Annotated in this window: 33 protein-coding genes; 23 read left to right on the forward strand and 10 right to left on the reverse strand. The window is 62.2% G+C overall.

Going from position 1 to position 24,634, the window contains the following annotated elements; all coding sequences use genetic code 11:
• The first annotated feature begins 85 nt into the window (after positions 1-85).
• From WEA80_00570 to WEA80_00585, 4 genes are all read left to right on the forward strand, one after another.
• A complete protein-coding gene (locus WEA80_00570; protein ID MEX1185067.1) occupies positions 86-1,321 on the forward strand; it encodes a DUF1343 domain-containing protein in 1,236 nt (411 codons plus the stop codon).
• Between the two features lie 259 nt (positions 1,322-1,580).
• Positions 1,581-2,177, forward strand: a complete 597-nt coding sequence (locus tag WEA80_00575) for a rhodanese-like domain-containing protein (protein ID MEX1185068.1) — start codon at positions 1,581-1,583, stop codon at positions 2,175-2,177.
• 16 nt (positions 2,178-2,193) lie between these two features.
• Positions 2,194-3,636, forward strand: coding sequence for an MBL fold metallo-hydrolase (locus WEA80_00580; protein ID MEX1185069.1), 1,443 nt, complete (start codon positions 2,194-2,196; stop codon positions 3,634-3,636).
• The gene (locus WEA80_00585) at positions 3,633-3,965 is read left to right on the forward strand and encodes a metalloregulator ArsR/SmtB family transcription factor (GenBank protein ID MEX1185070.1); all 333 of its coding nucleotides are present in this window, start codon (positions 3,633-3,635) and stop codon (positions 3,963-3,965) included. Before WEA80_00580 ends, WEA80_00585 begins: the two co-directional genes overlap by 4 nt.
• Before the next feature lie 22 nt (positions 3,966-3,987).
• Here WEA80_00585 and WEA80_00590 read toward each other — a convergent pair whose 3' ends face one another.
• Positions 3,988-4,719: a CsgG/HfaB family protein gene (locus tag WEA80_00590; protein ID MEX1185071.1), complete on the reverse strand. Its 732-nt coding sequence runs from the start codon at positions 4,717-4,719 to the stop codon at positions 3,988-3,990.
• Between the two features lie 287 nt (positions 4,720-5,006).
• On the opposite strand from WEA80_00590, the gene WEA80_00595 reads away from it, so the two are divergent.
• The 11 genes from WEA80_00595 (at position 5,007) to WEA80_00645 (ending at position 10,929) form a co-directional block, all read left to right on the forward strand.
• Positions 5,007-5,489 carry a hypothetical protein gene (locus WEA80_00595; GenBank protein ID MEX1185072.1) on the forward strand — a complete coding sequence of 161 codons (483 nt, stop codon included), beginning with the start codon at positions 5,007-5,009 and terminating at the stop codon, positions 5,487-5,489.
• A gap of 186 nt (positions 5,490-5,675) precedes the next feature.
• Positions 5,676-5,948 (forward strand): type II toxin-antitoxin system Phd/YefM family antitoxin, encoded by a 273-nt coding sequence (locus tag WEA80_00600; protein MEX1185073.1) that lies wholly within the window; start codon positions 5,676-5,678, stop codon positions 5,946-5,948.
• On the forward strand, positions 5,945-6,319 hold the full coding sequence (locus WEA80_00605; protein MEX1185074.1) for a type II toxin-antitoxin system VapC family toxin: 375 nt from the start codon (positions 5,945-5,947) through the stop codon (positions 6,317-6,319). The genes WEA80_00600 and WEA80_00605 overlap by 4 nt, the downstream gene beginning before the upstream one ends.
• Positions 6,320-6,361: 42 nt before the next feature.
• A complete protein-coding gene (locus WEA80_00610) occupies positions 6,362-6,601 on the forward strand; it encodes a hypothetical protein (GenBank protein MEX1185075.1) in 240 nt (79 codons plus the stop codon).
• 320 nt (positions 6,602-6,921) lie between these two features.
• On the forward strand, positions 6,922-7,248 hold the full coding sequence (locus WEA80_00615) for a BrnA antitoxin family protein (protein MEX1185076.1): 327 nt from the start codon (positions 6,922-6,924) through the stop codon (positions 7,246-7,248).
• A gap of 152 nt (positions 7,249-7,400) precedes the next feature.
• Positions 7,401-7,640: an AbrB/MazE/SpoVT family DNA-binding domain-containing protein gene (locus tag WEA80_00620; GenBank protein ID MEX1185077.1), complete on the forward strand. Its 240-nt coding sequence runs from the start codon at positions 7,401-7,403 to the stop codon at positions 7,638-7,640.
• A 9-nt stretch (positions 7,641-7,649) separates the two neighbouring features.
• The gene (locus WEA80_00625; protein ID MEX1185078.1) at positions 7,650-7,994 is read left to right on the forward strand and encodes a type II toxin-antitoxin system PemK/MazF family toxin; all 345 of its coding nucleotides are present in this window, start codon (positions 7,650-7,652) and stop codon (positions 7,992-7,994) included.
• A gap of 12 nt (positions 7,995-8,006) precedes the next feature.
• A complete protein-coding gene (locus WEA80_00630; GenBank protein MEX1185079.1) occupies positions 8,007-9,776 on the forward strand; it encodes a glycoside hydrolase family 9 protein in 1,770 nt (589 codons plus the stop codon).
• Positions 9,777-9,886: 110 nt separating this feature from the next.
• A complete protein-coding gene (locus tag WEA80_00635; GenBank protein MEX1185080.1) occupies positions 9,887-10,120 on the forward strand; it encodes a hypothetical protein in 234 nt (77 codons plus the stop codon).
• A gap of 13 nt (positions 10,121-10,133) precedes the next feature.
• The gene (locus tag WEA80_00640) at positions 10,134-10,541 is read left to right on the forward strand and encodes a PIN domain-containing protein (GenBank protein MEX1185081.1); all 408 of its coding nucleotides are present in this window, start codon (positions 10,134-10,136) and stop codon (positions 10,539-10,541) included.
• A gap of 55 nt (positions 10,542-10,596) precedes the next feature.
• The gene (locus tag WEA80_00645; GenBank protein ID MEX1185082.1) at positions 10,597-10,929 is read left to right on the forward strand and encodes a hypothetical protein; all 333 of its coding nucleotides are present in this window, start codon (positions 10,597-10,599) and stop codon (positions 10,927-10,929) included.
• A gap of 51 nt (positions 10,930-10,980) precedes the next feature.
• On the opposite strand, the gene WEA80_00650 is transcribed toward WEA80_00645, so the two are convergent.
• Together WEA80_00650 and WEA80_00655 are read right to left on the reverse strand one after the other, a co-directional pair.
• Positions 10,981-11,388 (reverse strand): type II toxin-antitoxin system VapC family toxin, encoded by a 408-nt coding sequence (locus WEA80_00650; GenBank protein ID MEX1185083.1) that lies wholly within the window; start codon positions 11,386-11,388, stop codon positions 10,981-10,983.
• Entirely contained in the window at positions 11,385-11,642 is a 258-nt protein-coding gene (locus WEA80_00655) for a hypothetical protein (GenBank protein ID MEX1185084.1), read from the reverse strand. Before WEA80_00655 ends, WEA80_00650 begins: the two co-directional genes overlap by 4 nt.
• Before the next feature lie 156 nt (positions 11,643-11,798).
• On the opposite strand from WEA80_00655, the gene WEA80_00660 reads away from it, so the two are divergent.
• The 3 genes from WEA80_00660 (at position 11,799) to WEA80_00670 (ending at position 13,885) form a co-directional block, all read left to right on the forward strand.
• Positions 11,799-12,374 (forward strand): DUF6036 family nucleotidyltransferase, encoded by a 576-nt coding sequence (locus WEA80_00660; protein ID MEX1185085.1) that lies wholly within the window; start codon positions 11,799-11,801, stop codon positions 12,372-12,374.
• Positions 12,361-13,284, forward strand: a complete 924-nt coding sequence (locus WEA80_00665; protein ID MEX1185086.1) for a hypothetical protein — start codon at positions 12,361-12,363, stop codon at positions 13,282-13,284. Before WEA80_00660 ends, WEA80_00665 begins: the two co-directional genes overlap by 14 nt.
• 277 nt (positions 13,285-13,561) lie before the next feature.
• Positions 13,562-13,885 (forward strand): XRE family transcriptional regulator, encoded by a 324-nt coding sequence (locus tag WEA80_00670; protein MEX1185087.1) that lies wholly within the window; start codon positions 13,562-13,564, stop codon positions 13,883-13,885.
• A 20-nt stretch (positions 13,886-13,905) separates the two neighbouring features.
• Here the strand turns inward: WEA80_00670 and WEA80_00675 are convergent, their stop codons facing one another.
• The 7 genes from WEA80_00675 to WEA80_00705 form a co-directional block, all read right to left on the reverse strand.
• The gene (locus WEA80_00675; GenBank protein ID MEX1185088.1) at positions 13,906-14,103 is read right to left on the reverse strand and encodes a hypothetical protein; all 198 of its coding nucleotides are present in this window, start codon (positions 14,101-14,103) and stop codon (positions 13,906-13,908) included.
• A gap of 412 nt (positions 14,104-14,515) precedes the next feature.
• Positions 14,516-16,399, reverse strand: coding sequence for a DUF2779 domain-containing protein (locus WEA80_00680; protein MEX1185089.1), 1,884 nt, complete (start codon positions 16,397-16,399; stop codon positions 14,516-14,518).
• A gap of 3 nt (positions 16,400-16,402) precedes the next feature.
• Positions 16,403-16,870, reverse strand: a complete 468-nt coding sequence (locus WEA80_00685) for a nucleoside deaminase (protein MEX1185090.1) — start codon at positions 16,868-16,870, stop codon at positions 16,403-16,405.
• Positions 16,867-17,334 carry a dUTP diphosphatase gene (dut, locus tag WEA80_00690; protein MEX1185091.1) on the reverse strand — a complete coding sequence of 156 codons (468 nt, stop codon included), beginning with the start codon at positions 17,332-17,334 and terminating at the stop codon, positions 16,867-16,869. The genes WEA80_00685 and dut overlap by 4 nt, the downstream gene beginning before the upstream one ends.
• Before the next feature lie 120 nt (positions 17,335-17,454).
• The gene (locus WEA80_00695) at positions 17,455-19,926 is read right to left on the reverse strand and encodes an SIR2 family protein (protein MEX1185092.1); all 2,472 of its coding nucleotides are present in this window, start codon (positions 19,924-19,926) and stop codon (positions 17,455-17,457) included.
• Positions 19,927-19,978: 52 nt separating this feature from the next.
• A complete protein-coding gene (locus WEA80_00700; GenBank protein MEX1185093.1) occupies positions 19,979-20,593 on the reverse strand; it encodes a BglII/BstYI family type II restriction endonuclease in 615 nt (204 codons plus the stop codon).
• A 1,031-nt stretch (positions 20,594-21,624) separates the two neighbouring features.
• Positions 21,625-22,173, reverse strand: coding sequence for a hypothetical protein (locus WEA80_00705; protein MEX1185094.1), 549 nt, complete (start codon positions 22,171-22,173; stop codon positions 21,625-21,627).
• A gap of 310 nt (positions 22,174-22,483) precedes the next feature.
• On the opposite strand from WEA80_00705, the gene WEA80_00710 reads away from it, so the two are divergent.
• The 5 genes from WEA80_00710 (at position 22,484) to WEA80_00730 (ending at position 24,384) form a co-directional block, all read left to right on the forward strand.
• Positions 22,484-22,702 carry a type II toxin-antitoxin system HicB family antitoxin gene (locus WEA80_00710; GenBank protein MEX1185095.1) on the forward strand — a complete coding sequence of 73 codons (219 nt, stop codon included), beginning with the start codon at positions 22,484-22,486 and terminating at the stop codon, positions 22,700-22,702.
• Between the two features lie 24 nt (positions 22,703-22,726).
• Positions 22,727-22,984 (forward strand): hypothetical protein, encoded by a 258-nt coding sequence (locus WEA80_00715; protein ID MEX1185096.1) that lies wholly within the window; start codon positions 22,727-22,729, stop codon positions 22,982-22,984.
• Positions 22,985-23,263: 279 nt separating this feature from the next.
• A complete protein-coding gene (locus tag WEA80_00720; GenBank protein ID MEX1185097.1) occupies positions 23,264-23,479 on the forward strand; it encodes a type II toxin-antitoxin system HicB family antitoxin in 216 nt (71 codons plus the stop codon).
• A 6-nt stretch (positions 23,480-23,485) separates the two neighbouring features.
• Positions 23,486-23,773 carry a hypothetical protein gene (locus tag WEA80_00725; GenBank protein MEX1185098.1) on the forward strand — a complete coding sequence of 96 codons (288 nt, stop codon included), beginning with the start codon at positions 23,486-23,488 and terminating at the stop codon, positions 23,771-23,773.
• 146 nt (positions 23,774-23,919) lie between these two features.
• Positions 23,920-24,384: a hypothetical protein gene (locus WEA80_00730; GenBank protein MEX1185099.1), complete on the forward strand. Its 465-nt coding sequence runs from the start codon at positions 23,920-23,922 to the stop codon at positions 24,382-24,384.
• Positions 24,385-24,634: the final 250 nt, after the last annotated feature.

A 24,634-nucleotide genomic window follows, 5' to 3' on the forward strand; every position in this document is an offset into this window, starting at 1 on the left:
GTGGCACCGCACACCCTCGCGCCGCGCGACATACTCTCTAGGACGCAGCACGCAGCACGCAGCGTTTTTCCTTGCCGCCGCCGGGGTGCTGAGCTGCGGCACTCCGCCCGCCACTCAAAACGGTCAACCGACCACTCTCAACACGGCACAAGCTGCCGAGCCGGCCCCGGCGGAGCTGACCGGAGTCATCCCCGGGATCGAAGTCCTCCTCAGCGATTCCCTCCACCTCATCCGCGGACTCCGCGTCGGCCTGATCACCAACCACTCCGGCCGCGACCGCGCCGGCACCAGCTCCATCGACCTCCTGCACCGCGCGCCCGGCGTCAGGCTCACCGCAATCTTCGGCCCCGAGCACGGCGTGCGCGGCGTGGCGCGCGCGGGCGAGAAGGTCGCGTCCACCGTCGACTCGGCCACCGGCGTTCCGATGTTCTCCCTCTATGGCGAGACGCTCACGCCGACTCCGGCGATGCTCGAGAACGTGGACGTGCTGCTGTACGACATCCAGGACGTCGGCGCGCGCGTGTACACCTACGTGTGGACGATGACGCTCGCCGCCGAGGCCGCGAAGAAGGCGGGCAAGCGGTTCGTCGTGCTCGACCGGCCCAATCCGATTCGGGCGGACGTGATCGAGGGAGGCGTGCTCGAGCCGCGGTACAAGTCGTTCACCGGACTGTACCCGGTCGCGCTGCGGTACGGCCTCACGCCGGGCGAGATGGCGCGGTACCTGATCGGCACCGGGCTGATAGACTCCGACGCCGTTGTCGTCCCGATGAAGAACTACCGGCTGTCGATGTGGTGGGACGAGACGGAACTCGAGTGGCGCAATCCGTCGCCCAACATCCGCGACCTCGACGCCGCGCTGCTGTATCCCGGCACCGTCTTCTTCGAGGCGACGAACGTCAACGAAGGGCGCGGGACCGACGCGCCGTTCAAGCTGATCGGCGCGCCGTGGCTCGACGCGGGCGCGATCGCGCGCGAGCTGAACGCGAAGCGCCTGCCCGGAGTACGGTTCGACTCCACGTCCCGCGCGATCGAGCGGCCGGCCAAGTTCGGCGGCCGGACGATCCCGATGATCCAGGTCACGGTCACCGATCGGAACGCCGTGCGACCGGTGGACGTCGGCGCGCACATGCTGCGCGCGATATACGCGCGGCACGCGCGCGACTTCCGCTGGCGCGATACCGGGATCGAGCGGCTGTCCGGCAGCGCCGCGCTCCGCCGCGCGGTCGAGTCCGGCGCGATCGACAACCTGCTCGCCCGCTGGGAAACGGAATCGGCGCGATTCCGGCAGCGGGTGGAGCCGTACAGACTGTACCGCTGACGAATGCGGTTCTGAGCTGAACTACAGGGTTGGGTGACAGGTTATAGGTCTTGATTTTGGTTGAAGACCGGTTGATGGTCGATGGTTGCCGGTTGGTCCGCCGTCACTGCCCAACCGTCAACCCGTAACCAGTAGTTAACCACAACCAAAACCAACAACCTGTCACCCAACCCTGTTTTTTTCTCCTGCTTGCCTTCCCACGCGATCTATATTACTATTCAGTGATATACTTGATTTACCCACGATCCCGAAGCCCGCCATGCAGACGCTTGCTCCCATACTGTCCCCGACCGACCTCGCCACCCTGACGTCCGCCCGCCCGGACGTCCGCGTGCTCGACGTCCGCACCCCCGGCGAGTTCGAGTCCGTCCACATCCGCGGCGCCTACAACGTTCCGCTCGATACGCTGTCCGAGCACTCCGTCGAAATCTCCGCGGTGTCCGCTCCGGTGATCCTTGTCTGCCAGTCCGGCGGCCGCGCGCGCAGAGCCGAAGCGGCGCTGAAGGCGGCGGGCATGGCCAACCTGCACGTGCTCGAGGGCGGGATGAACGCGTGGGTCGGCGCCGGTCTCCCGATCGGCGGCGGCAAGCGACGCCTGTCGCTCGAGCGCCAGGTCCGCATCGTCGCGGGCTCGCTCGCGGCCACCGGCGGAATCCTCGGCTTCCTGGTGAACCCCGCGTTCGCGCTGATCCCGGCGGGCGTCGGCTCCGGCCTCGTCTTCGCGGGCGTGACCGACAAGTGCGGAATGGCGCTGCTCCTCTCGCGTCTTCCCTACAACCGCGCGTCCTGCGACGTTCCCGCGATGGTCAGAGCGCTCGCATCCGGCCGCGCTCCCGCGGCGCCGGCGACGAGCTGACCACAGGAGACCAGCCATGATCGTCAAACGCTTCTACGACGAGAAGCTCGCGCAGACGAGCTACCTGATCGGCTGCGGCGCCAGGGGCACCGCCATCGTCATCGATCCCAACCGCGATTCCGCGCAGTACATCCGCGCGGCCGAGTCGGAGAACGTGAAGATCACGCACGTCACCGAGACGCACATCCACGCCGACTTCGTGTCCGGCACGCGCGAGCTTGCGGCCGCGGCCGGCGCGACGATGTACCTCTCCGCCGAGGGCGGGGCGGACTGGCAGTACGCCTTCGCCAAACATGACGGCGCGAAGCTGCTGCACGACGGCGACACGATGAAGGTCGGCAACGTCGTCATCATGGCGCTCCACACCCCGGGCCACACGCCCGAGCACCTGACCTTTCTCGTCACCGACACCGCCGCGGCCGACGAGCCGATCGCCGCGGCCACCGGCGACTTCGTCTTCGTCGGCGACGTCGGCCGGCCCGATCTGCTCGAGAAGGCGGCCGGAGTCGCGGGCACGATGGACGCCGCCGCGCGGACGCTGTTCGCCAGCCTGCAGAAGTTCAAGCGCGAGCAGCCCGACTGGCTGCAGATCTGGCCGGGGCACGGCGCGGGCTCGGCGTGCGGCAAGGGGCTGAGCGCGGTGCCGCACAGCACCGTGGGCTACGAGCGCCGCTTCAACTGGGCATTCGACATCGACGACGAAGAGACGTTCGTCAGCGCGGTGCTCGAGGGCCAGCCCGAGCCGCCGAAGTATTTCGCGCAGATGAAGCGCATCAACAAGGAAGGCCCGCCGGTGCTCGGCGGGTTCCGCGAGCCGGAACAGCTGCCCGCGGAAGAGCTGGGCAAGACGCTCGAGGCGGGCGCGCTCATGATCGACACGCGACCGGCGCCGGTGTTCGCTCGCGGACACGTGCCGGGAACGATCAACATCCCGCTCGGCAAGAGCTTCAACACGTGGGCGGGGTGGCTCGTCCCGTACGACAGGAATTTCTATCTGATCGCCGACGACGCGCACGCGGCCGAAGCCGCGCGCGATCTCGCGATGATCGGCCTCGACCGCGTCGTCGGCTACTTCCCGAGCTTCGCCGTCGCGATGTGGGCGGCCGGCGGTCGCAAGCTCGACACCGTCGCGCAGGAAGATTCGTCCAGGCTCGCCAAGAGGATGAAAACCGGCGCGGTCAACGTGATAGACGTGCGCGCTCGCTCCGAGTGGGACGCCGGACACATCCCCGGCGTGCCGAACATTCCGCTCGGCTACCTCACCGACCGGCTCGACGAGATTCCCGCGGACCGGCCGGTCGTGCTCCAGTGCCAGAGCGGCGCGCGCTCCGTGATCGCGGCGAGCCTGCTCCAGGCGCGCGGCGTGAAGGACGTCGTCAATCTCGCCGGCGGAATCGTCGGCTGGGAGGCCGCGGGCAATTCCGTGGAGCGCGAAGTGCCGGTCGGGAGCGCGGCGTGAAGAACGGCGAGATGTCTCCCGAGTTGATGGAGCTGGTCGCGGCGCGCTTCCGCGTGCTCGGCGAGCCCGCGCGGCTGCAGATCCTGCACGCGCTCCGCGGCGGCGAGGTCTCCGTCAACGACCTCGTCGAGGAGACGGGGCTCGGCCAGGCCAACGTGTCGAAGCACCTCCAGATCCTGCACGCGCTCGGCTTCGTCGCGCGGCGTAAGGACGGGCTGTTCGTGTACTACCGGCTCGCGGACAAGGACGTCTTCCGGCTGTGCGACATGATGTGCGGCCGGATCGAGTCGCGCATGCGCGGCGTCGAGCGCATGCTCCGCGCCGGATAGCGACTCCGTGCCGGCGGCCGGATTACACCCCGGCCGCCAGCGTTGGTCGCAGCTGTCCGATTCGCTCCGCTATCCCAGCAGCGGCTTCGGCCGTCGCTTCACCGATCGCCGACTCGCGCACGTTGTTGGTCCCCATCTTCGCTCCGCCGAGTCCCCATCCGCCCATGCCGAACACGGTGACGCCCCAGCCCTTGCTGGATTTGCCTTCGCCGGTGAAGCTCGCGATGATCTCGCCCGTCTCCGAATCGATCACGCGCGCGGTGAGATTCACGAACGTGCTGTTCTTCTTGCCGCCGAGCCCGTAGAGGAATACCGACGACGCCGCGCGTCCGGCGAGCCCGCCGAGGTGTTTTTCCTCGAAGCCGAGGCGGGTGACCGAGCCCGACACGATGTAGCGGGCGCGCGTGACGCGGGTCGGCGACGCGCTGGTGATGGAGTCGGGCTGGATCGACTGCTCCTGCCTGATCGCGTCGAGCTGTCTCCGCTCGAGGACGCGGAACGCGCCCGTCTTCATCAGCTCTTCGATGATGAGGTCGGCCGCGCCGATGCCGAGTGCTTCGGCGAAGTTGGCGCCGTCGCGGATCCCCATTTTTTCGAGGCGTCTGCGCGTCCCGCGGTCGCTCGCGATCTGCGCGGCGACAGTGCCGTACTCGAACGCGCCGACAGTGATGGATGGGCGCGACGGCTGCTCCTGCGCGAAAATCGCCGCGGGAGCGAGCGCGAGGGCGGCGAAAAGCGTACGAATCGAGCTCATTGTCATCTCCGGTTGAGTGGTGCGGCCGGAGATTAGCCCCATTGGAGAGGGCGGCCCATACGTAGGGTTACGTAGCCTTGCGGGCGGACCCCTGGGATTTGGACGGGGAATCCAAGTACGGAGTGTGGCAGTTTGGAGGGATCAGTCGGGAGTGACTACTTCTGACTGTCAAACTCCCCACTGTCACACTCCAAACTTGGATCCCCCGTCCAAATCCCAGGACCCTGACCACTCAGACGTCCCCTAAGGCATATTACGCAGCACACTCCAAAAGATGAGGCCATTCAGTGGGCTACAACCCTTACAACGGATACTCCGGCAAGGAACGGGACGAGAAGGAGGCCGAGCGCGCGCGCCTGCTCCAGTCCGGCAACCTGCAGATGCGCCACACCGAGTGCGAGCTGTGCGGCGATCCCGACACGCCGACCAAGCCGCACGTGGAGGACTACTCCAAGCCGTACCTGTGGGAGCCGCCCGCCGAGTACATGGTGTGCGACACGTGCGCGAACGACATGCTGCAGAAGCGGTTCAGGAACAAGGACCGCTGGGACAGCTTCAAGGCGCACGTGCGCCGCGGCGGGTACGCGCGGGACCTGCAGGACCCGGCGACCAACAAGGAGTTTCTCGATTACCGCGAGGCGAGGGAGCGGGGGGAGAAGCCGACTCTGCGTAAGCTCCGGGATCGGCAGCTGACGGGGAACGAGTGGTGGGAGAAACTGTCGATCGATTCGAATACGCTTACGGATCCCAAGTCGAGGCCACGGCCTTAAGAGCAAAGCTTCAGGGGATGTTGACAGGGAATCCAAGTAAGGAGTGTGGCAGTTTGGAGGGGTCAGTTCGGAGTACTCCCGACTGACCCCTCTTAACTGCCACACTCCTTACTTGGATTCCCCTTCCGCATTCCAGTAACCTGACCAACTTGACCAACTCTGCCCGCGGCAGATAGCTTTCCCACCATGGGAAAGGATTCTGCTCCGCGCCGCCGCAAGACTACAGTCAATATCTATGAGGCCAAGACCCACTTCTCCGACCTGATCGACCAGGTGGCGAAGGGCGAGGAGATCGTTATCTCGCGGCGGGGGAAGCCGGTGGCCCGGCTCGCTCCCCTCCCCGGGCGCGGTATCAAGTTCGGGGTTCTCAAGGGCAAGCTCACCGTGCCCGCGGACTTCGATGCTCCGCTCCCGCCGGACATCCAGCGCTGGTTCGACGGCGGCGCGGACGACGAGTGAGGCTGCTGCTCGACACGCACGTCCTGCTGTGGGTGCTCGCCGGAGACAGGCGGCTCAAGCGCTCGTCCCGCGAGATACTCACCAGCGCCCGGACCGTAGTGGTGAGCGTCGTGTCCGTCTGGGAGATCGCGCTGAACGCCGCCGCGGGGAAGCTGCGCGCTCCCGCCAATATCGAGGAGGCCGTGCTGGAGTCCGGTCTCATTACGACCACGCTCGATTTCGCGGATGTCGCGGAATACGCCAGCCTGCCGGCCCATCATCCCGATCCGTTCGACAGGATGCTCGTCGCGCAGGCGCGGGTGCGAGGGCTGACACTCATGACGAGGGACAGGCAGCTGGAGCGGTATGAGGTCCCGCTGCTTTTGATCTAGCTCCTGGGATGCTGTCGGGGGATCCCCGGAGCCACCAACGGCATGCTCGCATCGAGATCGCATGAGTCATCGCTCACGGTGTACGAGCTCGACAACCTGCGGACCATCGCAAACGACAGCTCGTCGATCGCCCGACACCTCGGGGACATCAGCCGCGAGCTGAGCGCCATCCGGGCCGCCGTCGAATCGGACAAGCGGGATCGTGAATTCGCGCGGCCGCTGTACCTGATGGCCATCGGGACCGGGACCCTGGTACTCTCCATTCTGTACCGGCTCAGCTAGGCAACCAGGCTGCCTCGTGATGGCTTCCGAGCGAAATAGTTCTATGATGGCCCTTCAGGCCCTCGCGGCCATGCTCCCGGCATGCCCGCGCTTGTTATTACGTCTATACATAAGTAATGTTTTCCTGGGATCCGGCCAAGGCCGAGAGGAATCTCAGGAAGCACGGGATCTCGTTTGAGGAGGCTACACGAGTCTTCAGTGATCCGAGCGCTTTAGATGCGGCTGACGAAAAACATTCACAGGTAGAGCCGCGTCGATTGGTTGTTGGAATGCTTTCGGATGGCCGTACAGTCACCGTCGCATACACCAGGAGGTGAGCGATGAAGGCGAAATTACGAGGATCATCAGCGCGCGGCAGGCGAACGGCCGCGAGCGCCTGGCGCGAGAGCACCAAAGAGAACCCGATTCCGGACGACGAGATCGACTACTCTGACATTCCACCACTGACGGATGAGCAGCTCCGGGCCATGCGGCCTATCGGCCGGCCACCCGTAGGCGACGCCACGAAGGTGCCAATCTCGTTCCGGATCAACCCGAATCTGCTCGAGCGCATCCGCGCGATCGCCGCGGACCGCGGCGAATCGTATCAAAGCTTCATGCACGACCTCCTGGAGAAGGGCGCGGCGCGTCATGCCCGGACGCGGTAAGGCAGCTGACGTAGCTGGTTCTCGCCGCGCTGGCACCCGACACGAACAGTTCCGACTTCGCGCGGCAATGATTCCCTCGACGCGCCCTCGGTGACGGTTGTGGGAGCGGATCCAGCTACGTATATTCATTGTAGATACCAGCCGGAGACCCGATGATTACCACCATTCAACGCTGGGGAAACAGCCTGGCTGTGCGGATCCCCAAGGCATTCGCTGCCCAGGCGGACATGACCGAGGATGCGCGGGTGCAGATCGCCATCGAGAATGATGCGATCGTGATCCGGCCTGCGCCGCCGGCCTGGAAACTCGAGGACATGCTCGAGAAGGTTACCGAGTCCAATCGCCACTCCTTGGTGGATTGGGGTGACAGAGTCGGCAAGGAGATCTGGTAGGATCGAAGGATGGCGCGCAATTACGTGCCGGAGCGGGGCGACGCAGTTTGGCTGGATTTCGACCAAACGTCCGGCCACGAGCAACTCGGCCGGCGCCCCGGGCTGGTCATCTCTCCACGATCATACAACAAGCGGGTGGGTCTGGCATTGGTATGCCCGATCACCAGCCGGATAAAGGGATTTCCTTTCGAGGTCGTGCTGCCGAGTGGGCTTCCGATCGAGGGGGCCGTTCTGGCCGATCAGCCCCGATCTTTCGACTGGGTAGGGCGCTCAGTGGTGCGCGCCGGTCCCTTACCTAAACCCGTAGTCGATGAAGTGATTGCGAAGCTCGCCGCGCTGCTTCACCAGGAATAGGTTCGTTTCGCGATGAACGCTGCTCTCCTATTTCTCTCCCTGGTGGCACCCGACAGCAACAGCTTCATCCGCACCAACCAGGTCGGCTACCTCCCCGACGCTCCTAAAGTCGCCGTCATCTGCTCGCTCGACTTTGCGAGCTTCTCCACCTTCGAGGTCCGCGACGCTCGCAACCGTCGTGTGCACAGCGGCCCGGCACACGCCACCGGCTCGTTCGCGTCCTGCCGCTCGACCTTCCGCCTCGACTTCTCCGCGCTCCGGCGAGAAGGCACGTACAGGCTGATTGCCGGCGGGATCGAGTCGCGCCCCGTGCGCATCGCGCGCGACGCGTACGCCGGCGCCGCGGACACGCTGCTGTACTACATGCGGCAGCAGCGCTCCGGCTGGAACCCGCTGTTCCAGACGTGGGTGCACAACAACGACGCGCTCATCGTGGACCACCCCACGCGCACCGGCCAATATCAGGACGTGCAGGGCGGCTGGGCCGACGCCGCGGATTATTTGCAGTACGTCGCGACGTCCGCTCACGCGACGTTCATGCTGCTCATGGCGTACCGCGACAACCCGCACGCGTTCGCCGACAAGTTCGACGCGTGGGGGAGGCCTGGCGCCAACGGCATCGCCGACGTGCTCGACGAAGCGCGGCACGGGCTGAATTGGTTGGCGAAGATGTTCCCCGCGGAGGATTCGACGGACGAGCTGATCGTGTTCAACCAGCTCGCCGACGATCGCGATCACTCGTACTGGGATCTGCCGCACACCGATTCGTCGGACTACGGCTGGGGGAAGGGCAGTTGGCGTCCCGTGTATCCGTGCACCGGCAAGCCGCAGGGGCTGTTCACCGGGCAGAACCGCTCCGACGGACTCGCGTCAACCGCCGGCAAATACGCGTCAGCCTTCGCGCTGGGCGCGTCACTATTGCGAGAGCACGATGTCACTTTCGCCGAGCGACTGCGCAACAAGGCAATCCTCGCGTACGACGTCGGCATTCGTTTTCCGGGCGTGTGTCAGACCGCGCCCGGCCGCTCGCCCTACTTCTACGAGGAAGACAACTGGGTGGACGACATGGAGCTCGCGGCAGCGCAGCTGCATGCGCTGACGCGCGAGGAACGCTACATCCGGGACGCGGTGCGCTTCGCCACGCGCGAGCCAGTGACGCCGTGGATGGGTGCCGACACCGCGCGGCACTACCAGTGGTTCCCCTGGCACAACAACGGGCACTACGAGATCTCTCTTATCGCTCCACCCACCGATCGCGCGACGATGGCGGAGTACTACCGCCGCGGACTCCAAGCCGTAGTGGATCGCGGCGGCAACGGATTCAGGGTCGGCATCCCGTTCATCTGGTGCTCCAACAACCTCATGGCCTCGTTCGCCACGCAGGCGCTGCTGTACCGGCAGATGACCGGCGACGAGCGCTTCCGCGAATACGAAGTCGCCGCGCTCGACTGGCTCCTCGGCGTGAATCCGTGGGGCACGTCCATGATCATCGGCTTTCCCAACGGCGGCGTGTGGGGGCAGAAGCCCCACTCCCAGGTCGCCGACCTGCTCGGCGTGCAGACCCAGCTCGGCGGCCTGCTCGACGGGCCCGTGTACCGCTCCATCTATGAGAACCTGCGCGGGATCCGGCTGCTCAAGCCGGACGAGTACGCGCGCTTCAACACCGGGTTCATCGTGTACCACGACGACCTCGGCGACTACTCGACCAACGAGCCGATCATGGACGGGACCGCGAACCTGTCGTACCTGTTCGCGGCGATGGCGGCGACAACGAAACGTTGATGTAGGAGCGGAATAGGCGTCGCACCTACTCGCGACAGCCGATTGAATTATCGAGCTGAGCCACCCAGCGTTGTGTTGCATGTAACACATCAGTGTGTTACTATGGTTCTATGGATACGACGATCCGGAACCTCGATGAGCGCATGTACCGGAAGCTGAAGGCCCAGGCCGCGCTCGGCGGCAAGACGATGGGCGAGGCGGTATCGGACGCCATTCGGGTGTATCTCGCGCGGCCCGAAGCGCTGCCCAGGAGCGGGAGCCTGCGCGATCTCGTCCCTGAGCCATACCCGGACGGCAACGAGAATCTGAGCACCGAAATAGACGCGGTCGCCTACGGCCGGTGAGCTCGGCCCTCGCGTGATTATTCTCGATTCGAGCTTTCTGATCGCGTATCACAACACGCGCGACGTGCATCATGCGGCGGCCGCGCGCGCGATGGTCCGCCTCGCCGGCGGCGAGTGGGGCCAAGCGCTCCTGTTGGAGTACGTTTTTCTCGAAGTGGTCACCGTGCTGCGTGCGCGCACCCACCTGAAAGTCGCGACGGGAGTGGGCACCGCGCTCCTGCAGGCGCGAGAGGTCGAGTTCGTTCCCTGCTCGGATATCTTTCTCGAGGCATTCTCCGGGTTTCGGCAGCAGGTAACTGGCGAGCTGAGCTTCGTGGATGCCGCGATCCTTGCAGTCGCTCGCAGAAATCGCCCCGGTTTCGTCGCGACTTTCGACGACGATTTCCGGAGCCAGGAGGGCATCAAGGTCATTCCCGCCTGAGTGCCGTGTCAGCTCAAGCCGTCACAGTACAACCTTCAGCATCGGAGGCTTGCCAATGCTCGTACTGCAAGTGATCCCCGCGCCCGGCCAGGATGCGTACCGCCTGCTGCGCTCGCGCATCAAGGACGCGGCCACGTGGAATTGGAGCAACAAGGCGAAGACGCGCATCAAGCACGTGCAGCGTCCGCAGGGCGGCTACATCCAGATCTCGAACGCGGACGGAGTGCTGGTGGCGCACGTGCGGCCGAAGACTCCCGCGGACTTGTTCTATCTCGCCGAGAAGTTCACCGGCCGGCTGATAGCCTGGTTCGCGAACGATCTCGCGGCGGTCAACATGCAGTTCATCAACGAGCCCCCGCCGGCAAAGAAGAAGAAGCGCCGCCGGTAAGCGAAGACTTCCGGCCCAACGCCAGCGCCAGGGCGAACCGCGGATCAGTCGTCACGCGCCGGGGCTGATTCGGGTCACCCCTGGATACCCATCGAAGCCGGTGTCGAATGTCATGATCCGCGGGATGCGGTGTCGCTCCATCGTGGCGAGATGGACCGCGTCGCGGGCTGACCGCTCGCCGGCGCTCCCGAGCAAAATGGTTTTCGCCCGGTCCACGTCCACTTCGGTCACAGGGAACACCTCGTCCACCACGCCCAGCAGCGCGTCGAACGCTGGCTGAATGGCGTCGAGTCGTCGGATGCCGGCGTACCGGTGCAGGATCTCCTGCAGCACTTCTGCATTCGTCACCAGCCTGTCGCCGTTCGCGATCGCGCTTTCGAGCATGTGCTGTGACTCGGCGCGGTGGCGCGCGCTGGAGCCGACGAGGTACATCGGGATGTTGGAGTCAATGAAGATCACTTCTCCTCACCGCCCACGTATCCACGCTCGATTTCAGCGAGCATCTGTGTAATGTCGGGCGCCGGGTATGCATGACGCGCGGCTTCGCGCACTACCTGCAGCTTGCGTTGCGGCTCGCGCGTAGGCTCGGACCGCTGCAGCTCGCGCAGCGCCCGGCGGACCGCGGCGGACACGGTCGTGCGTTGCCGGCGGGCCCATCGCTCCAGGTCCCGGTATTCGGCGTCCTCGAGGACGACTTGCAGGCGCTTACTCATGTGATGAGTATAAGATACTTATTGCAGGAGACTAAGCCTGGCGTCTCTGCCATCTCGACCAGAGCCTCCAGGCAAGCGATCCCCAAAGCGCGCTATCACTATTATAGTTGTTAGTCTTGACTATAATAGTCAGCTATCGTTACTATTATAGTAACCATGAGAACCCGCTCCGATTTTGAAGAGGCGTTCAGGCGCCTCGGACAGTATCTCGAAGCAGTCGGAGCTGCGGAGCTCCGTCTCGTCATCGTAGGAGGAGCCGCCCTCAATCTGCTCGGATTGGTGTCGCGCACCACTACGGACGCGGACGTTATCGCGGTTGAGGAGGGCGGGGCGCTGGTGGCGCCGAACGACCTCCCACCTGCTCTACTGGAAGGCGTTGCCATAGTCGCTGCCTCTCTCCGGCTCCCGGAGGATTGGCTCAACACTGGGCCGTCACTTCAGATGCGGTATGGATTGCCGCCTGGGTTTCGTGAAAGACTCACGTGGCTCGACTTCAAGCCGCTCCGTGTCGGACTCGCGAGCCGCAAGGACCTTGTCACTCTGAAGTTGTTTGCAACGGCCGATCACTGGCCAGCGAGGGGCGTTCATTACAGCGATTTAGTCGCGCTGTCGCCGGTATCCGACGAGATACTTTCGGCCGCGGAGTGGGCGAAAACTCAGGACGCGGGGCCTGAGTTCCCGCGCTTGATAGATGCAGTGGTTGCGAGCGTGATGGAAGATGTCCACCACTAGCTTCCCTGCGGTCGCCGATGCCCTGTTGGATCTCTTGTGGCGCCAATGGCACGAACTCGGTGCGCCGGCCGCTCGCCAGGAATCCGCTGCGACGCAAAGCATCATCGACCCGGAGGCCCTCGTACTTTGTTCCCTCGCAATGGTCGAACGCGAGCCACGCCTCGCGGACGCGCTCGTCAGCTGGTGCGCGACGAACAGCGCGCACTTAAGCGTGCAAAGATTGAATAATCTGGCCCGCGACTATCCGGCGGGCGTTCCAGCGCAGCTACCTGGATTGGCGCATGTAATGGTCAAGGAAGGCCAGGATTTTCGCTGGCGATCTCTTGCCGGACCTGGTACCCCCCCCACGGATCTCATGCGGCGTGCCCCTAAACAGAGCACGGTCGTGCCACTTGATCGCCCTTCGGCTTTCCTACTTCGCATGCGCGCCCTTTTTGGTTTGGGGTTGAGAGCTGATATAGTCGCGTTTCTCCTCCGTAAAGGAGATCCGCAAGATTATTCAGACGCCGGTGAGATCGCGCGCGCTCTCGGTTACAATCGCACTGCGGTCAAACGCACGTTAGACGTGCTCGGTGCGGCGGGGGCACTAAGTGTGACGGAGGGAGCCGACCCGGGCTACGCGATTGGCTGGAGTAGAACCTACAACCTGTTGTCTCAAGAGATCGATCGATTGCCGCAGTGGAAGTACGCACACCAAACTTTCCTGTGGGTGATCGCGTTGCTCGAGAATCGCAAGGATTTGTTATCGGGCCCGGAGTTCCTGCGTGACTTGGTCTTGAGTCGTTTGCTACGGGACCACTCGCAATTCCTGACAGCCGAAGCTGAGCTCTTCAATCACTCCGAGATTCGCCAAACGCCTTCGCTTGATGGAATAACGGGCACAACAACAGTTTGGCTCAACAACCTTTAAACGCCCGTGCACGACCGCAACCACAACTCTCACTTCGCCAGCGTCGCAAGCGATGTAAGAGCGCAGACTCGGCGCGGATATGCGCCCGAAGGATGCCTTACGCGTGACAACGGTGATTGCATTTATGCCGTTATGCACATATTCTCTCTATGACATGCGACATCAAGCATACCGACGATTTCGGGCCGGAGATGATCGTTTCTACGGCAGAATGATCCCAGCGGCTGTCAGGCTATACGAGGATCATTTGGAGATGCTTCGGAAAGAGGGTTGATCGATGACTAGGAAATTCAGCGTTCTGCGGGCCAAGATGAGCCCCGCGAGCCAGGCGCGCGCCGCGGCGCGAACCGCCGCGATGCTCGACAGCATGGCGCTGGCCGAGCTGCGTCGAGCCCGGGAGCTCTCGCAGCAGACGCTGGCGGCCGCCATGGAGGTTTCCCAGCCGGAGATATCCAAGCTGGAGAAGCGCACCGATACCTACGTCAGCACGCTTCGGAAATACATCGAAGCGTTGGGGGGCTCGCTGGAGATCGTGGCCCACTTTCCCGAGGGGAACGTACGCATCACACAATTCGCCGATCTCGAGGACACTCGCGCCTAGCGTCACCGCTCGGGCTCAGCTCAGCTGACCCACGTGATCGCGGACTGCGCCCACTGCTGGAGGTACTCCTGAGCTGAAGTTATCCGTGCTTCCAGGATCTCTTCTACGAGCTGTGGAGTGTCAGTAGCCGCCAAAGCCCACTGGAGCTCCCTCTCTGCGAGCGCGAGATGCGGACGCGCATAGGCTTCGCGCGCCTCGTCGGAGACCGGGTCTTTCATGATGTCGTCCTTTCGATTAGGTCCCGCCTGATCGCGCATGGTTCCGGCTAGCTGCGCCGGGCGGCATTGCCACCGTATGCTTCAGGATTGAAGCAGGACTACGGTCTGGCTGACGGATCATCAAGCCGATCTCTCCCCGTCATCTTCATGCTGGCAGCCGAAGGCGGAGGCTGCCGAATTTCAGTTACTGCAAATAAAAAAACCCGCGTCTGACAATCGTCGTCGCGGGTCTCTTGTGCCGCGACTTAGTTGGATGTGGTAGCCCGCGCGGTCCAACAAGTCGGTGAAATCACCGCGCACCCCAACAGTACGACTTTCTGGTCCCTTCGTCAAGATCCTTGAGCCGACGCTGATCGCCCTTGCTCCTGGTCGCGACTTCATGCGATGCGCGTGCTGAGCGAGCCGCGCTCAGCTAGCGGCATGCCTCACGCCTCCAGTACTCGAAGATCAGGACCATGCTGAGCGTGTCGAGCTTGCAGTACTGCAGCAGCAGCTCGCGCCACTGGGCTTTCGCGGCCGGATCGTTCTTCTCCACGCCGTACATCATCGCTTCGTACGCGCGGACCGCGCCCGTGCCCTCGTGCACGTCCTGCGGCACGCCGTTGATCTCGATGGGCGGGAGCGAAGCATACGGATCCGCACCGGGGTCCGCGCGCATCCCAGTCCACCCCTCGAACTCGGCGCGCATCCTGTCGTCCGTGCGCCATATCGCGTCGAGCGTCGGCTTGATGGACGTGCGGCCGCGGGTGCCGGGATGATGAAAGTCCCGCTGCGCCCACTGTTCCAGGTCCACGATTCGCCCGGCCTTAACGCCGGCGAGCCAGGCAACCAGCTCGGGGTCCTCCACCCCGAACTTCGGCAGCTCCTCGGCCACCTTCTCGAGAGTCGTCCCTTCGAAGCCGGACCAGGTCAGCACGCTCCCCGAGTCGCCGATCGCCGCGCGCAGCGTGCGCGCGAACTCCTCGTTCGGCCAGCGATGCTCGGCGTTCAGCCACTCGCTGTGCACCGGCGCGGCGCCAGGCGCGGCGACCGTGTGACAGCTCCACTGAAACGCCACCAGTCCGTACGGCCTCATGCCGGCGTGGTACGGCAAAGCCAAGCGCGACGCCTCGAAGTCCAGGAAGTGCAGCGGGTACGTGACAGACGACACTCGTTGACCGAGCTCCGGCCCGACCCAGATCTCTCCGCTCCTGGCGCAGCTGATCTGCCGGCGCTGGCGCTCCGCCACCGGTCCCACCGATCCGTCCGCCTTGACCAGCGCATCTTCCGGGATGTCGAACAGCGACGCCTTGCCCGCGCTCACCAGCCATTCGATCATCGGCATCTTTTTGTCCGCGCTCTTGACCTTGCCGATGCTGAACAGCTCGAGCACGTGCGGCTCCGCGTCGGCGAGCTCGCCCCAGCAGTCGCGAAAGCCGCTCAGCGGAACCGTATCCGCCTGCTTGAACTCGCACTTGCCGCATTGCGAGCCATGCGGCCGCTTGTAGCTCTCGATCGGCTCGTCCAACAGCCGCTCGAATTGGCTCGCGGCGAGATCGACTTCGTCGCGCAGCAAGTCAACTTCCTCGGCGACTTCCACCTGAGTCAACACGTCCAGCTTCGGCAGCAACGCGCGGTCACCGATGAAGCAGGCCGTGTGGACGGTCGAGGTTCCGTCCCGGTCGAGGCGGCGCTCGATATCGAACAGGCTGGTGACGTCGTCTACGCCTGACCGCTTGCTCTTGTCAACGAGGACGAGGTGCGGCTCGATCTTGAGATCGGGAAAGAGGCGCTCGAGAATCAGCGTCTGGTAGACGAGGTCCTCGAAGGTGCGATTCCATTCGGATCGCAGACCGAACGGCTTTCTGGTGGTGCGGAAGCATCCCTTCTTGCCCTCAGCGAGACTCGCGAAGTGCTCCGCGCCGTCGAACGACTTGGACTTGACCTCGATCAGCCGCAGCGTGTCGCCGCTCTTCTCCAGGATGTCCACGCGCGCCAGTCTGCGGTTCCAGAGAAGCGTGGCCTGGAACAGCGTGACTTGTTCTTTCGCGAGCTGCGTGCGCGTTTCCTCAAAAGCGCGATTGGGATCCCGGTGGTATTCCAGTTGCACGCCCCCGGGATGCTGTTCCTTGGCGAGCGCCTCCACCATGTACCCGCCCTGCGCCAGCATGCGCATGTACGCGTCGTCGTCGCGCGTGTCGGGGTAGCCGTTCTCGCGGAAGAACAGCTTGGCCTCGCAGGTGAGGGCGAGGGTAAAGTCGGACTTCGAGAGCGTACGGGGCCGAGGAGCGCGTTCCGTGGATTCAGTCGGGCTCATGCGTTAGAACTTATCGCGCCCGGCGATGTCCTCGTACCACAGCTCCGGCCGCTCGCGGATGAAGCGCGCCATGAGCTCGATGCAGTCCGGATCGTCCAGGACGACGACGTCCACGCCGTGCTGCCGCAGAAAGTCGATGTTGCCCGGGAAGTTCCGCGCCTCGCCGATCACGACTGATTTGATTCCGAACTGGACAATGGTCCCCGAGCACATCATGCATGGACTGAGCGTCGTGTAGAGGGTGACCCCGGCGTAGTCCCGCCGCCGGCCGGCGTTGCGCAGGCAATCCATCTCGCCGTGCGCGATCGGGTCTCCGTCCTGCACTCGGCGGTTGTGCCCGACTGCGATGATGGCTCCCTTCTCAACCATGGCCGCTCCGATGGGCAGCCCCCCTTCATCATATGACTTGAGGGCCTGCTCGTACGCCGCCCGCATGAAGACATGCTGTTCGTCGTGCCCAAGCGCTGTCATTTCCCCGTGGATCCGAATCCCCCGTCGCGATCCGTCGTCCGACCCACCTCGCCGTGCTCAAACTCGACTTCGACGTGCTTCACGAATACCACTTGGGCGATGCGCTCGCCGTGCTCGATAGTGATCGGCTTTGTGTCACCGTTCTTCACGGGAACCATCCACTCGCCGTTGTAATCTGAGTCGATCGTCCCGGGCGAGTTGGGAATCTCGATTCCCTTCCTGAACGCCGCGCCGCTGCGTGGGCGCACCTCGCCGTGATACCCGGAGGGAATGCGGGCCCTGAAGCCAAGCGGAATCAGCGCCCGTTCGCCAGACTGGAGCGTAACCGATGTCCGGCCGTTGACGTTTGATATCTCACGACTTTCTTCACTGCCACCGATCGCAACGCGGACAGCACCGCCCGACAAGTAAGCAGCCAAGTCATACCCTGCTGATTCATTCGTCGCTCGCCGCGGGAGCTGCACATCTGGGGCGAGTGGGTCGAATGCGATGGCGATCGCTACTTGTGCGTTCCGAATCTCTGACAATAGCGATGCCCTCGTACAATTGCGTTTTGGCGTTACTCAGGCGTATCAAGTGCGCGCCTATGACACGCCTAGCCTCTCATTTTGCAGTTCCACATAAAGCTCGCGTAACCGCTCGTCTCGAGGGTGATTTTTGTGGCCGGCATCCACCATTCGAACGAGGAAGATTAGCAGCTCTTCCCTCTCGGAGGTGGTGACATCGCCCCTGCGGCTCCATGCTAATCCGTGCTTCCCCAATATGTGATACGGGTGGGGATCGGACGCACCGCGTGTGCGAATGACGTGCTCAATTAGCGCGAATCCCTCACCCAGGGACTTTCTCGCGCCTTCGGCAGATGGGTCTCCCACAGCCAATCGGAGTTGAAGATACGCATATTCGGTTTGAACGAGGAAATCCTCCTCGTTCAAAGCCATCGCTTGGTTGAGGAAGTTCTCGGCAAGCGCGAGGTCCCCGCATTCAACCTCTAGGCTGCCCCGCTGCAACCAGTAATGGTAATCCCAAGACATCAAAGTCTCGATGTCATTGTAGAGCTGCTTCGCGGATGAGCAACCAATTTCATGAAATATCCAATCGTGGTTCATCATCGCCTTGACGCGGCGATAGGCCTTATCATTTCGGCGCGTAGTAGGTCCTACTTTACTTGCAGCTGCGACACATAGACCGGTCAGCGTAGGTGCTAACGTGCCGTCAGCGGACATCGACTTGACGATAACTTCAGCGATAACCCGGTGTCTAACTCGGAGTTCGCCGGATCCTACCTGAATGATTAAGCCCCGGCGTTGCAATGTATCGAGCGTTTGTAGCGTTGCGTTTGAGACATATCCAACAGCCAAGAGGATTTCGTCTCTCGTCAAGCCAAACCGTAGAGCCGTCGCCACAGCTACGAGACCGTACACTGCTCGCGCATCCACATCGAGGCCCTGCATTTCATCAGAGATTCGCTCTTCGAATTTTCGGCCTGAGGTCGCGGCGAGCATTGCCACCAGCAACTGCCGTCCGGCCTGCTCACGGAATGCTGAGACTTGCTCCCTACGTGACATTCCCTTCAACACGCCGAGCCGGTGATGTACGTGGAGCGCTTCCAGAAGCCCGTCGATATCCCGGTCCGCGAGATGCGGCATGTTCATTTCTTTCGTAGGAATATTGAGACTCTCGAGCCGATCTGCGATTCGGTCAGCTCGGCCAGATCGAACACAAAGCATGACGAGGGGAAAGCCAATTCCCTGCGCTATCTCGGCAGCCATGTTCGGTACTTCTGCTCCATACCGATCGGCATCATCGATAATCAACAGAGGCGGTCGTTGGCGATTCAACATTGACGCCCGGATACTCGAAGGAGCGATATCTATGTCAGTGTCTATCCAACCAACTTCCATCCCAGTGTTTGTCAGCGCGAGACCTAAGGTCATAGCAGCCGTCGATTTTCCTGACCCAGCTGTCCCCGTGAGCAATAAAACGCCACGCGGCGTATCTGTTTCAGTAAGCATCGACCTTGCAACATCGGCGAGCTCGTCGTCTATCTCCCGTCGAGCTGCGCGTTCTTCTCTTATGTCGGCCCACGAAGGAGCTCTTCCGAGCAGGTACTCGCCGACAACATTCTTTTCGTCCGCAGAAAGGCGTCCAACCCTTGGTACCTCCTTGATTTCTTCACTCCTGGAAAAGCTTCTGCGCAGAACACTCAAGCCTTCCGCAGAAACGTCGGCAACCTCCTGTTGGAGCAGCGACGCGAACTCTTCAGCCGTTACGGGAAGGTGCTCGACGTTGAATTGTCTTTCGAGAAGTTCTTTCCGCGCGCGATCCAACGATGGTGTAATGATCAGAGAACGCGGTCGGAACTCCCGCCCACGCGTTTTGCCCTTGCGCCGGAACTCCACGTGCTGCCACAGCGGCGATTCGTCCAACGGCGTCCCTACAAATACCACCGGTCGCGCGAGAACGTCGGCGGCACACTGCGCATACAACGGTTCCTGGCCAGCCAGCCGCTCCGCATATTGAGTGGTCGAGAATGTTACACCATCTGGAGCGTCCTCAAGCTTGCCGTTAAGATGTACGACCTCGAGCTCAGCGGCTGGAGTACGACTGGAAACCCGTTCAAAGGGCTTCATAGCAGAAACCGTCCGTAACGGGCGTTCGAAGGTTGCTTGGCGGTTAACGGTATCGGGAAGATTGTCGACGTTGAGCGTGTAGGCGCGGTACCAAGGAAGTGCGAAGAAATTGGCGTACCACGGCGGTAGAGTCGCTGCCTCCACACTTAGCTCTCGTTCCAAAAAGGCCCTAAGGTCTTTGGCATGCCGAGCTAGCGCTTGTTCGAAGAGGTCTTGTAGCCTTGACTCGGGATCAAACGGTTCGGTCGGAAAGCATATGGCCCAAAGTCCCGCTCGCAGTTCGGGTCCGAGAGGCAATGATTTCCCGGAAGCGTTGAATGAGGCTTGTGAGAAACCAGCGCCGAGGAACAAAATGGTGTCGCCGCGCCTCGCACGTTCACGCAGATATTTTATGACGTCTCTCGGAATGGCGTCGCCTTTCGACATCACACTACTCCACAGGAGGCGCGCGGTACCGCTCCGCGCTTTGCGACAGCGTCTAAGGGGCGACGCCAATCATCACTAAGGGAACCGCGGGATTCGACCGCCCTCCGCGGAGAAGGTTGTACAATTCGCCCTCGTAATATGCCACACCCGAGGACATGCATTCCTGCAACTCCTTCATCGGTAAAATCTCAATTCCAACGTCAATCTTTCTACCAACGAAGAACGCCACATGCTTGACGAATAAATCGTACGCAACGAAGGAGTATTTTCCGAATTGCACTTCGATGTGGATTCTGTTCTTAACGAAGTCGGTCTGGTTATATGAGAATATCGGTTGGATTCCGTTCGCGATAAGCTCCGCCTTCTGCTGTTCGGGAGGCATGTTCATTGTCTGGACGACGAGTTCTGCATTAGAAGTCACCCAATAGGACACCCGATCTTCATGCCAATCACGCGCGTGTAATTCCCTCTTGAACGCGCGATTCAACTCGATGGGGCTATAAAGGAGGCCTCGCGTAGCTTTTCGCTTTTCCTTTGAGATTTTCGTGCGGCATTCTTTCGCGTCGACCTTGTTTATAACGGATTCAATCTCACCCCAGAGACGCTTCTTGTGGACGAGAATGTGTTCTTTTCCATTGAGGTGCGAGTAGACCTCAACAAGCCTCACTTGTGGCCCCCTCGGGGCAGGCGCGGGTCATATACCGGTCGATCCATCGGACGTGTCTTCAATTCACCCGCGCGAAACGCGTGAATGCGTTCCCATGCGATGTCAACGTAACTCTGCTCCGTGTCACAGCCGTACCCAAGACGGTCATGCTTGATCGCGGCAATCACGGATGATCCTACTCCCATGTAAGGGTCAAATACCGCGTTTCCTGGGTGGGTCATCGACAAGACGAGTCGTTCGACAAGCTCAACGGGAAACTGGCAAGGGTGAACGGTTTTCTCCACGTGGTTGCTCTTAACGTTGGGAATTACCCATACATCTCCGGGATTTTTCCCTAAGGGGTTACCCGACAGCTGTCCTTTCCGGGGCCCCTTGAACGCTTTCTTGAAAGGGTACTTGGCAGGCACTCTCACAGGATCAAGGTTGAACGTGTATCGATCGGTTTTAGTGAACCAGAGGATTGTCTCATGCCTTCCCGAGAATCGTTTCGAGCAGTGGAGTCCGTGTTCGAAGTGCCAGACAATTCTGTTACGCAGTACCAGACCATGATGACGAAAAGCGGGATACAGCTCTATGTCCAACGGAAAGACTTCGCCATCTTCAGTAACATGGTTCCCTACCTGCCAGCAGATTGACCCGCTCGGAGACAGCAAACGTACGCACTCTGCGATTACTTGCGCTTGAGATGCGACGTACGCCTCAAGGCGGGCACGAGGGTTTTGCCTACTGCGTCGCTTTTCATAGGCCTTCCCCATGTCATACGGCGGGGACGTAACGATCAATTCAAAACTCTCGTCCGGTAGCGGCCGCATAAACGAGAGATTGTCCGCACAATCAATGACAACGTCCTTGTCTCGATGCAGGCGGCGAACGGCTGAAGACCTCATCGAGTGTCCTCCTTCCGCTCTGACGAGGATATCCCCAAGAAGAGGTTGGACGTCCGAAGTAGGCGTCGCCATGTATCTGACATACGCAAACTCATTGCATCGTAAGGCATCGAAATGATCGCTCCGTGATCGAGAAGGTGCGGCCTATCGGTGCGTCGAAATGGACGATCCTGTCGGTTTATCATTCAAGCCCGACCGCTCATCCGTCCCCTCCAACGCATCCCTGAACTCCCCACCCAGCTTCGGATGCCGCCGCCACATGTACCACCCCATCAACGCCGCGGCTAACAGATTCCCCGCCAACACCTGCCACCAAGCCAGTCGCCCGAGCGGCGACTCCGACAGCAGCGCGCTCAACATGTAGAACCCCATCTCCACCACCACGAACCCCACCAGAAACCCGGCCAGGATCCCCGGCGTACGCTCGGCCTGGTGAATCACCACCGCCACCAGGATCCCCACCAGCGCGAACGCCGCGTAGTGGAACACGGTGTAGATCGCCACGTGCATGAACGTCGAATCCAGCTCCGACGGCACGCCGAAGATCCCGAGCAGTCCCGCGCCGAGCAGATCGGGCGTGAACAGCAGCTGCCCGTTGATCGCATCTATAATGAAGAACCAAACCGCTATAACCGTCGCGCCGAGGAAGCCGGCGAAGATTCCTTCGCGAAAGGTGCTGTGCCCAACGGCCATGGCGTGCTCCGGGTCTTTAGGGTTCCAACGCCCAAATTAGCGACCCTAAACCCTTATTGCCCACCCGCGGCGGCCTGGCGTCTTGCCGCGGGCAATGCTCGGAGCCATGGCTCGACCACGCCGCGCCGGACGATCCAACCAAATCAAAGTCGTCCAACGGCACCTAGGGCGCCACTACTACAGGTAGTAGCGGCGTCGGCACCAGTCCAAACCCGGCAAGGCCTCGGTCGTCGGCCCGAGAACCGCCGAGTTGGCTTCTTAGAGGCTGGCTGGTATTCTCAAGCAGGCAAACCTGCGTGAGCGAGAGAACATGACGAAGAATTTTCTCGTGATAATCGAGCCGACGGGTACCGGATTCTCCGCGTACTCCCCCGATGTGCCGGGATGCGTGGCCGCTGGCAAGACCCGCGCGGCGACCGAAAAGCGCATGCGGGAAGCGATCGAGATGCACATCGAGGGACTGCGCGAGGACGGACTCGCGGTCCCGGAGCCGCAGTCCATAGCGGCGTACGTGAGCGTCGCCGCGTAACGTGCGGAATCGAGGAGAGAACTCGTGACGCTTCGGCCCGCAGCCCCGGCACGTCCCATCTGCCGGCCCATTCGTACCGCAAAGGAATTCGAGGAGACTGTCAACGAGCTCGACTACCTGGCTGACCTGGACCCGAAGGAGGGCACCCCGGCGTACGACAGGATGGAGCTTCTCGGCATCCTCATCGCTGCCTATGAGGAGGAGCGCCTTCCACCACTCGAACGCGCGAGTCCGCAGGAGCTCGTGCAATTCATGGCTGAGCAAAAGGGGATCAGTTGCTAGGCAATGGCTGATAGGCGAAGAAGAATGATGACGCTCCCGCCGCGATGTTCATGCACCATGCGGCGTGGCTACAACAAAGATTCGCGAGATCATTCGCCTTTTGGAAGCCCATGGCTGGGAGCTCGTTCGGACAAAAGGAAGCCACCGGCAATTCAAACACCCAACTCGCTCGGCCGTAGTAACGATTCCGGGTCGGCCGCGGGATGACTTGTCCCCGGGAATGCTGCGGAGTATCCTCAAGAAAGCTGGACTGAGGCGCGACCTCCCAAGGAGGTAGAGATGAATCAATATCTGGTCGTGATGGAACGTACTACAACCGGCTACGGTGTTTACATCCCCGATTTGCCCGGCTGCGTATCAACAGGTCGAACAAAAGCGCAGGCGGAGCGAAATGCGCGTGAGGCGATCGAGCTCCATCTCGAGGGTTTGCGTGAGGAGGGCCAGCCTATCCCCAAGGCTTCCTCGACTGCGGCGTTTGTCACCGTAGCCGAATAAGGCCTAATGGACCCGGAATTTCGCAACGAGCTGCGCGAAGCGAACGATCGCAACTGGGATCGGATGCGCTCGGAGATGGACGCAATGAGCGCGCGGTTGACCGCCGAATTCCGGAGGGGACTGGCGGAATTACGCTCGGAGCTGATCCCCATCCTCCCAGGTCGATCCGCAATTTCCGACGAGGTAGAGCTGTTCAAAGCCGACATGAGAGCATGCTTCCGTGAGCAACGCCGCTGGATGTTCTTTTTCTGGGCCACTACGGTGCTGGCTTTAGTGGCTGCGGATATTCTGTAAAAGACTTCCGCGGTCGCCACTAGCCGGGTAGTAGCGCCATGCGCGCAAACCAGCTCGGCGGTCGAACGCTCCTCCGCGAAAGTTGTTGATGCGGGCCACCGCTCGGCCTATAGTTCAATTGCGGGCTCCGCCATCAGGAACCCCGCATGCCGGTCACCGCAAAGCTGTCCAGCAGTTTCTACGAGAAGCTCGGAGACGATGTCACCAATGAGCTCGTTACCTGGCTGAACGCCGTGGACGCTGAATTCCGCAACGATCTCCGCGACGCGAACGATCGCAACTGGAGCCAGTTGCGCGCCGAACTCGACGCCCAGAGCACGCGCCTGGCTGCCGAGTTTCGCGGTGGGTTGGCGGAGCTGCGTACAGAGCTGCGTGCCGAGATCGCGGAGCTGCGCACGGAACTGCGTACCGGCCTCGCGGAGCTACGCACTGAGATGCAGACGGGATTTGCCAACATCCGCGGCGAAACGGCAGCCGGTCTGGCCGACGGGCGCACCGGGCTCGCCAACCTGCGCGTGGAAATCCATCAAGAGGCAACCAGGCAGGTCCGCTGGAACTTCCTCTTCTGGGTAATGACCGTGCTCACGATCGCCGGCCTCAAGCTCTTCTGACCCCCACGACCACGCCCGAAATCATCAGCACGGTAGCACCCACCGGACCCCGCGAACGGATCCTCGCGCTCGACGTCTTCCGCGGCATGACGATCGCGGGAATGCTGCTCGTCAACCAGCCCGGCTCCTGGGGCGCGATCTATCCGCCGCTCCGGCACGCCGAGTGGCACGGGTGGACGCCGACCGACCTCATCTTCCCGTTCTTCCTCTTCATCGTCGGCATCACCACGTGGATCTCGCTCGAGTCCCG

Source organism: Gemmatimonadaceae bacterium (assembly GCA_040882285.1).
Classification (GTDB): domain Bacteria; phylum Gemmatimonadota; class Gemmatimonadetes; order Gemmatimonadales; family Gemmatimonadaceae; genus JACDCY01.

Bases quoted from the DNA above. Each gene is read 5' to 3' on its own strand.
- WEA80_00625 (MEX1185078.1), top strand. From the start codon at position 7,650: ATGGCGCGCAATTACGTGCCGGAGCGGGGCGACGCAGTTTGGCTGGAT.
- WEA80_00575 (MEX1185068.1), top strand. From the start codon at position 1,581: ATGCAGACGCTTGCTCCCATACTGTCCCCGACCGACCTCGCCACCCTG.
- WEA80_00695 (MEX1185092.1), bottom strand. From the start codon at position 19,926: ATGTCGAAAGGCGACGCCATTCCGAGAGACGTCATAAAATATCTGCGT.
- WEA80_00620 (MEX1185077.1), top strand. From the start codon at position 7,401: ATGATTACCACCATTCAACGCTGGGGAAACAGCCTGGCTGTGCGGATC.
- WEA80_00635 (MEX1185080.1), top strand. From the start codon at position 9,887: ATGGATACGACGATCCGGAACCTCGATGAGCGCATGTACCGGAAGCTG.
- WEA80_00705 (MEX1185094.1), bottom strand. From the start codon at position 22,173: ATGGCCGTTGGGCACAGCACCTTTCGCGAAGGAATCTTCGCCGGCTTC.
- WEA80_00680 (MEX1185089.1), bottom strand. From the start codon at position 16,399: ATGAGCCCGACTGAATCCACGGAACGCGCTCCTCGGCCCCGTACGCTC.
- WEA80_00655 (MEX1185084.1), bottom strand. From the start codon at position 11,642: ATGAGTAAGCGCCTGCAAGTCGTCCTCGAGGACGCCGAATACCGGGAC.
- WEA80_00725 (MEX1185098.1), top strand. From the start codon at position 23,486: ATGGACCCGGAATTTCGCAACGAGCTGCGCGAAGCGAACGATCGCAAC.
- WEA80_00615 (MEX1185076.1), top strand. From the start codon at position 6,922: ATGAAGGCGAAATTACGAGGATCATCAGCGCGCGGCAGGCGAACGGCC.
- WEA80_00685 (MEX1185090.1), bottom strand. From the start codon at position 16,870: ATGACAGCGCTTGGGCACGACGAACAGCATGTCTTCATGCGGGCGGCG.
- WEA80_00645 (MEX1185082.1), top strand. From the start codon at position 10,597: ATGCTCGTACTGCAAGTGATCCCCGCGCCCGGCCAGGATGCGTACCGC.
- WEA80_00730 (MEX1185099.1), top strand. From the start codon at position 23,920: ATGCCGGTCACCGCAAAGCTGTCCAGCAGTTTCTACGAGAAGCTCGGA.
- WEA80_00610 (MEX1185075.1), top strand. From the start codon at position 6,362: ATGCTCGCATCGAGATCGCATGAGTCATCGCTCACGGTGTACGAGCTC.
- WEA80_00590 (MEX1185071.1), bottom strand. From the start codon at position 4,719: ATGAGCTCGATTCGTACGCTTTTCGCCGCCCTCGCGCTCGCTCCCGCG.
- WEA80_00675 (MEX1185088.1), bottom strand. From the start codon at position 14,103: ATGAAAGACCCGGTCTCCGACGAGGCGCGCGAAGCCTATGCGCGTCCG.
- WEA80_00720 (MEX1185097.1), top strand. From the start codon at position 23,264: ATGAATCAATATCTGGTCGTGATGGAACGTACTACAACCGGCTACGGT.
- WEA80_00630 (MEX1185079.1), top strand. From the start codon at position 8,007: ATGAACGCTGCTCTCCTATTTCTCTCCCTGGTGGCACCCGACAGCAAC.
- WEA80_00600 (MEX1185073.1), top strand. From the start codon at position 5,676: ATGGGAAAGGATTCTGCTCCGCGCCGCCGCAAGACTACAGTCAATATC.
- WEA80_00670 (MEX1185087.1), top strand. From the start codon at position 13,562: ATGACTAGGAAATTCAGCGTTCTGCGGGCCAAGATGAGCCCCGCGAGC.
- WEA80_00660 (MEX1185085.1), top strand. From the start codon at position 11,799: ATGAGAACCCGCTCCGATTTTGAAGAGGCGTTCAGGCGCCTCGGACAG.
- WEA80_00580 (MEX1185069.1), top strand. From the start codon at position 2,194: ATGATCGTCAAACGCTTCTACGACGAGAAGCTCGCGCAGACGAGCTAC.
- WEA80_00710 (MEX1185095.1), top strand. From the start codon at position 22,484: ATGACGAAGAATTTTCTCGTGATAATCGAGCCGACGGGTACCGGATTC.
- WEA80_00665 (MEX1185086.1), top strand. From the start codon at position 12,361: ATGTCCACCACTAGCTTCCCTGCGGTCGCCGATGCCCTGTTGGATCTC.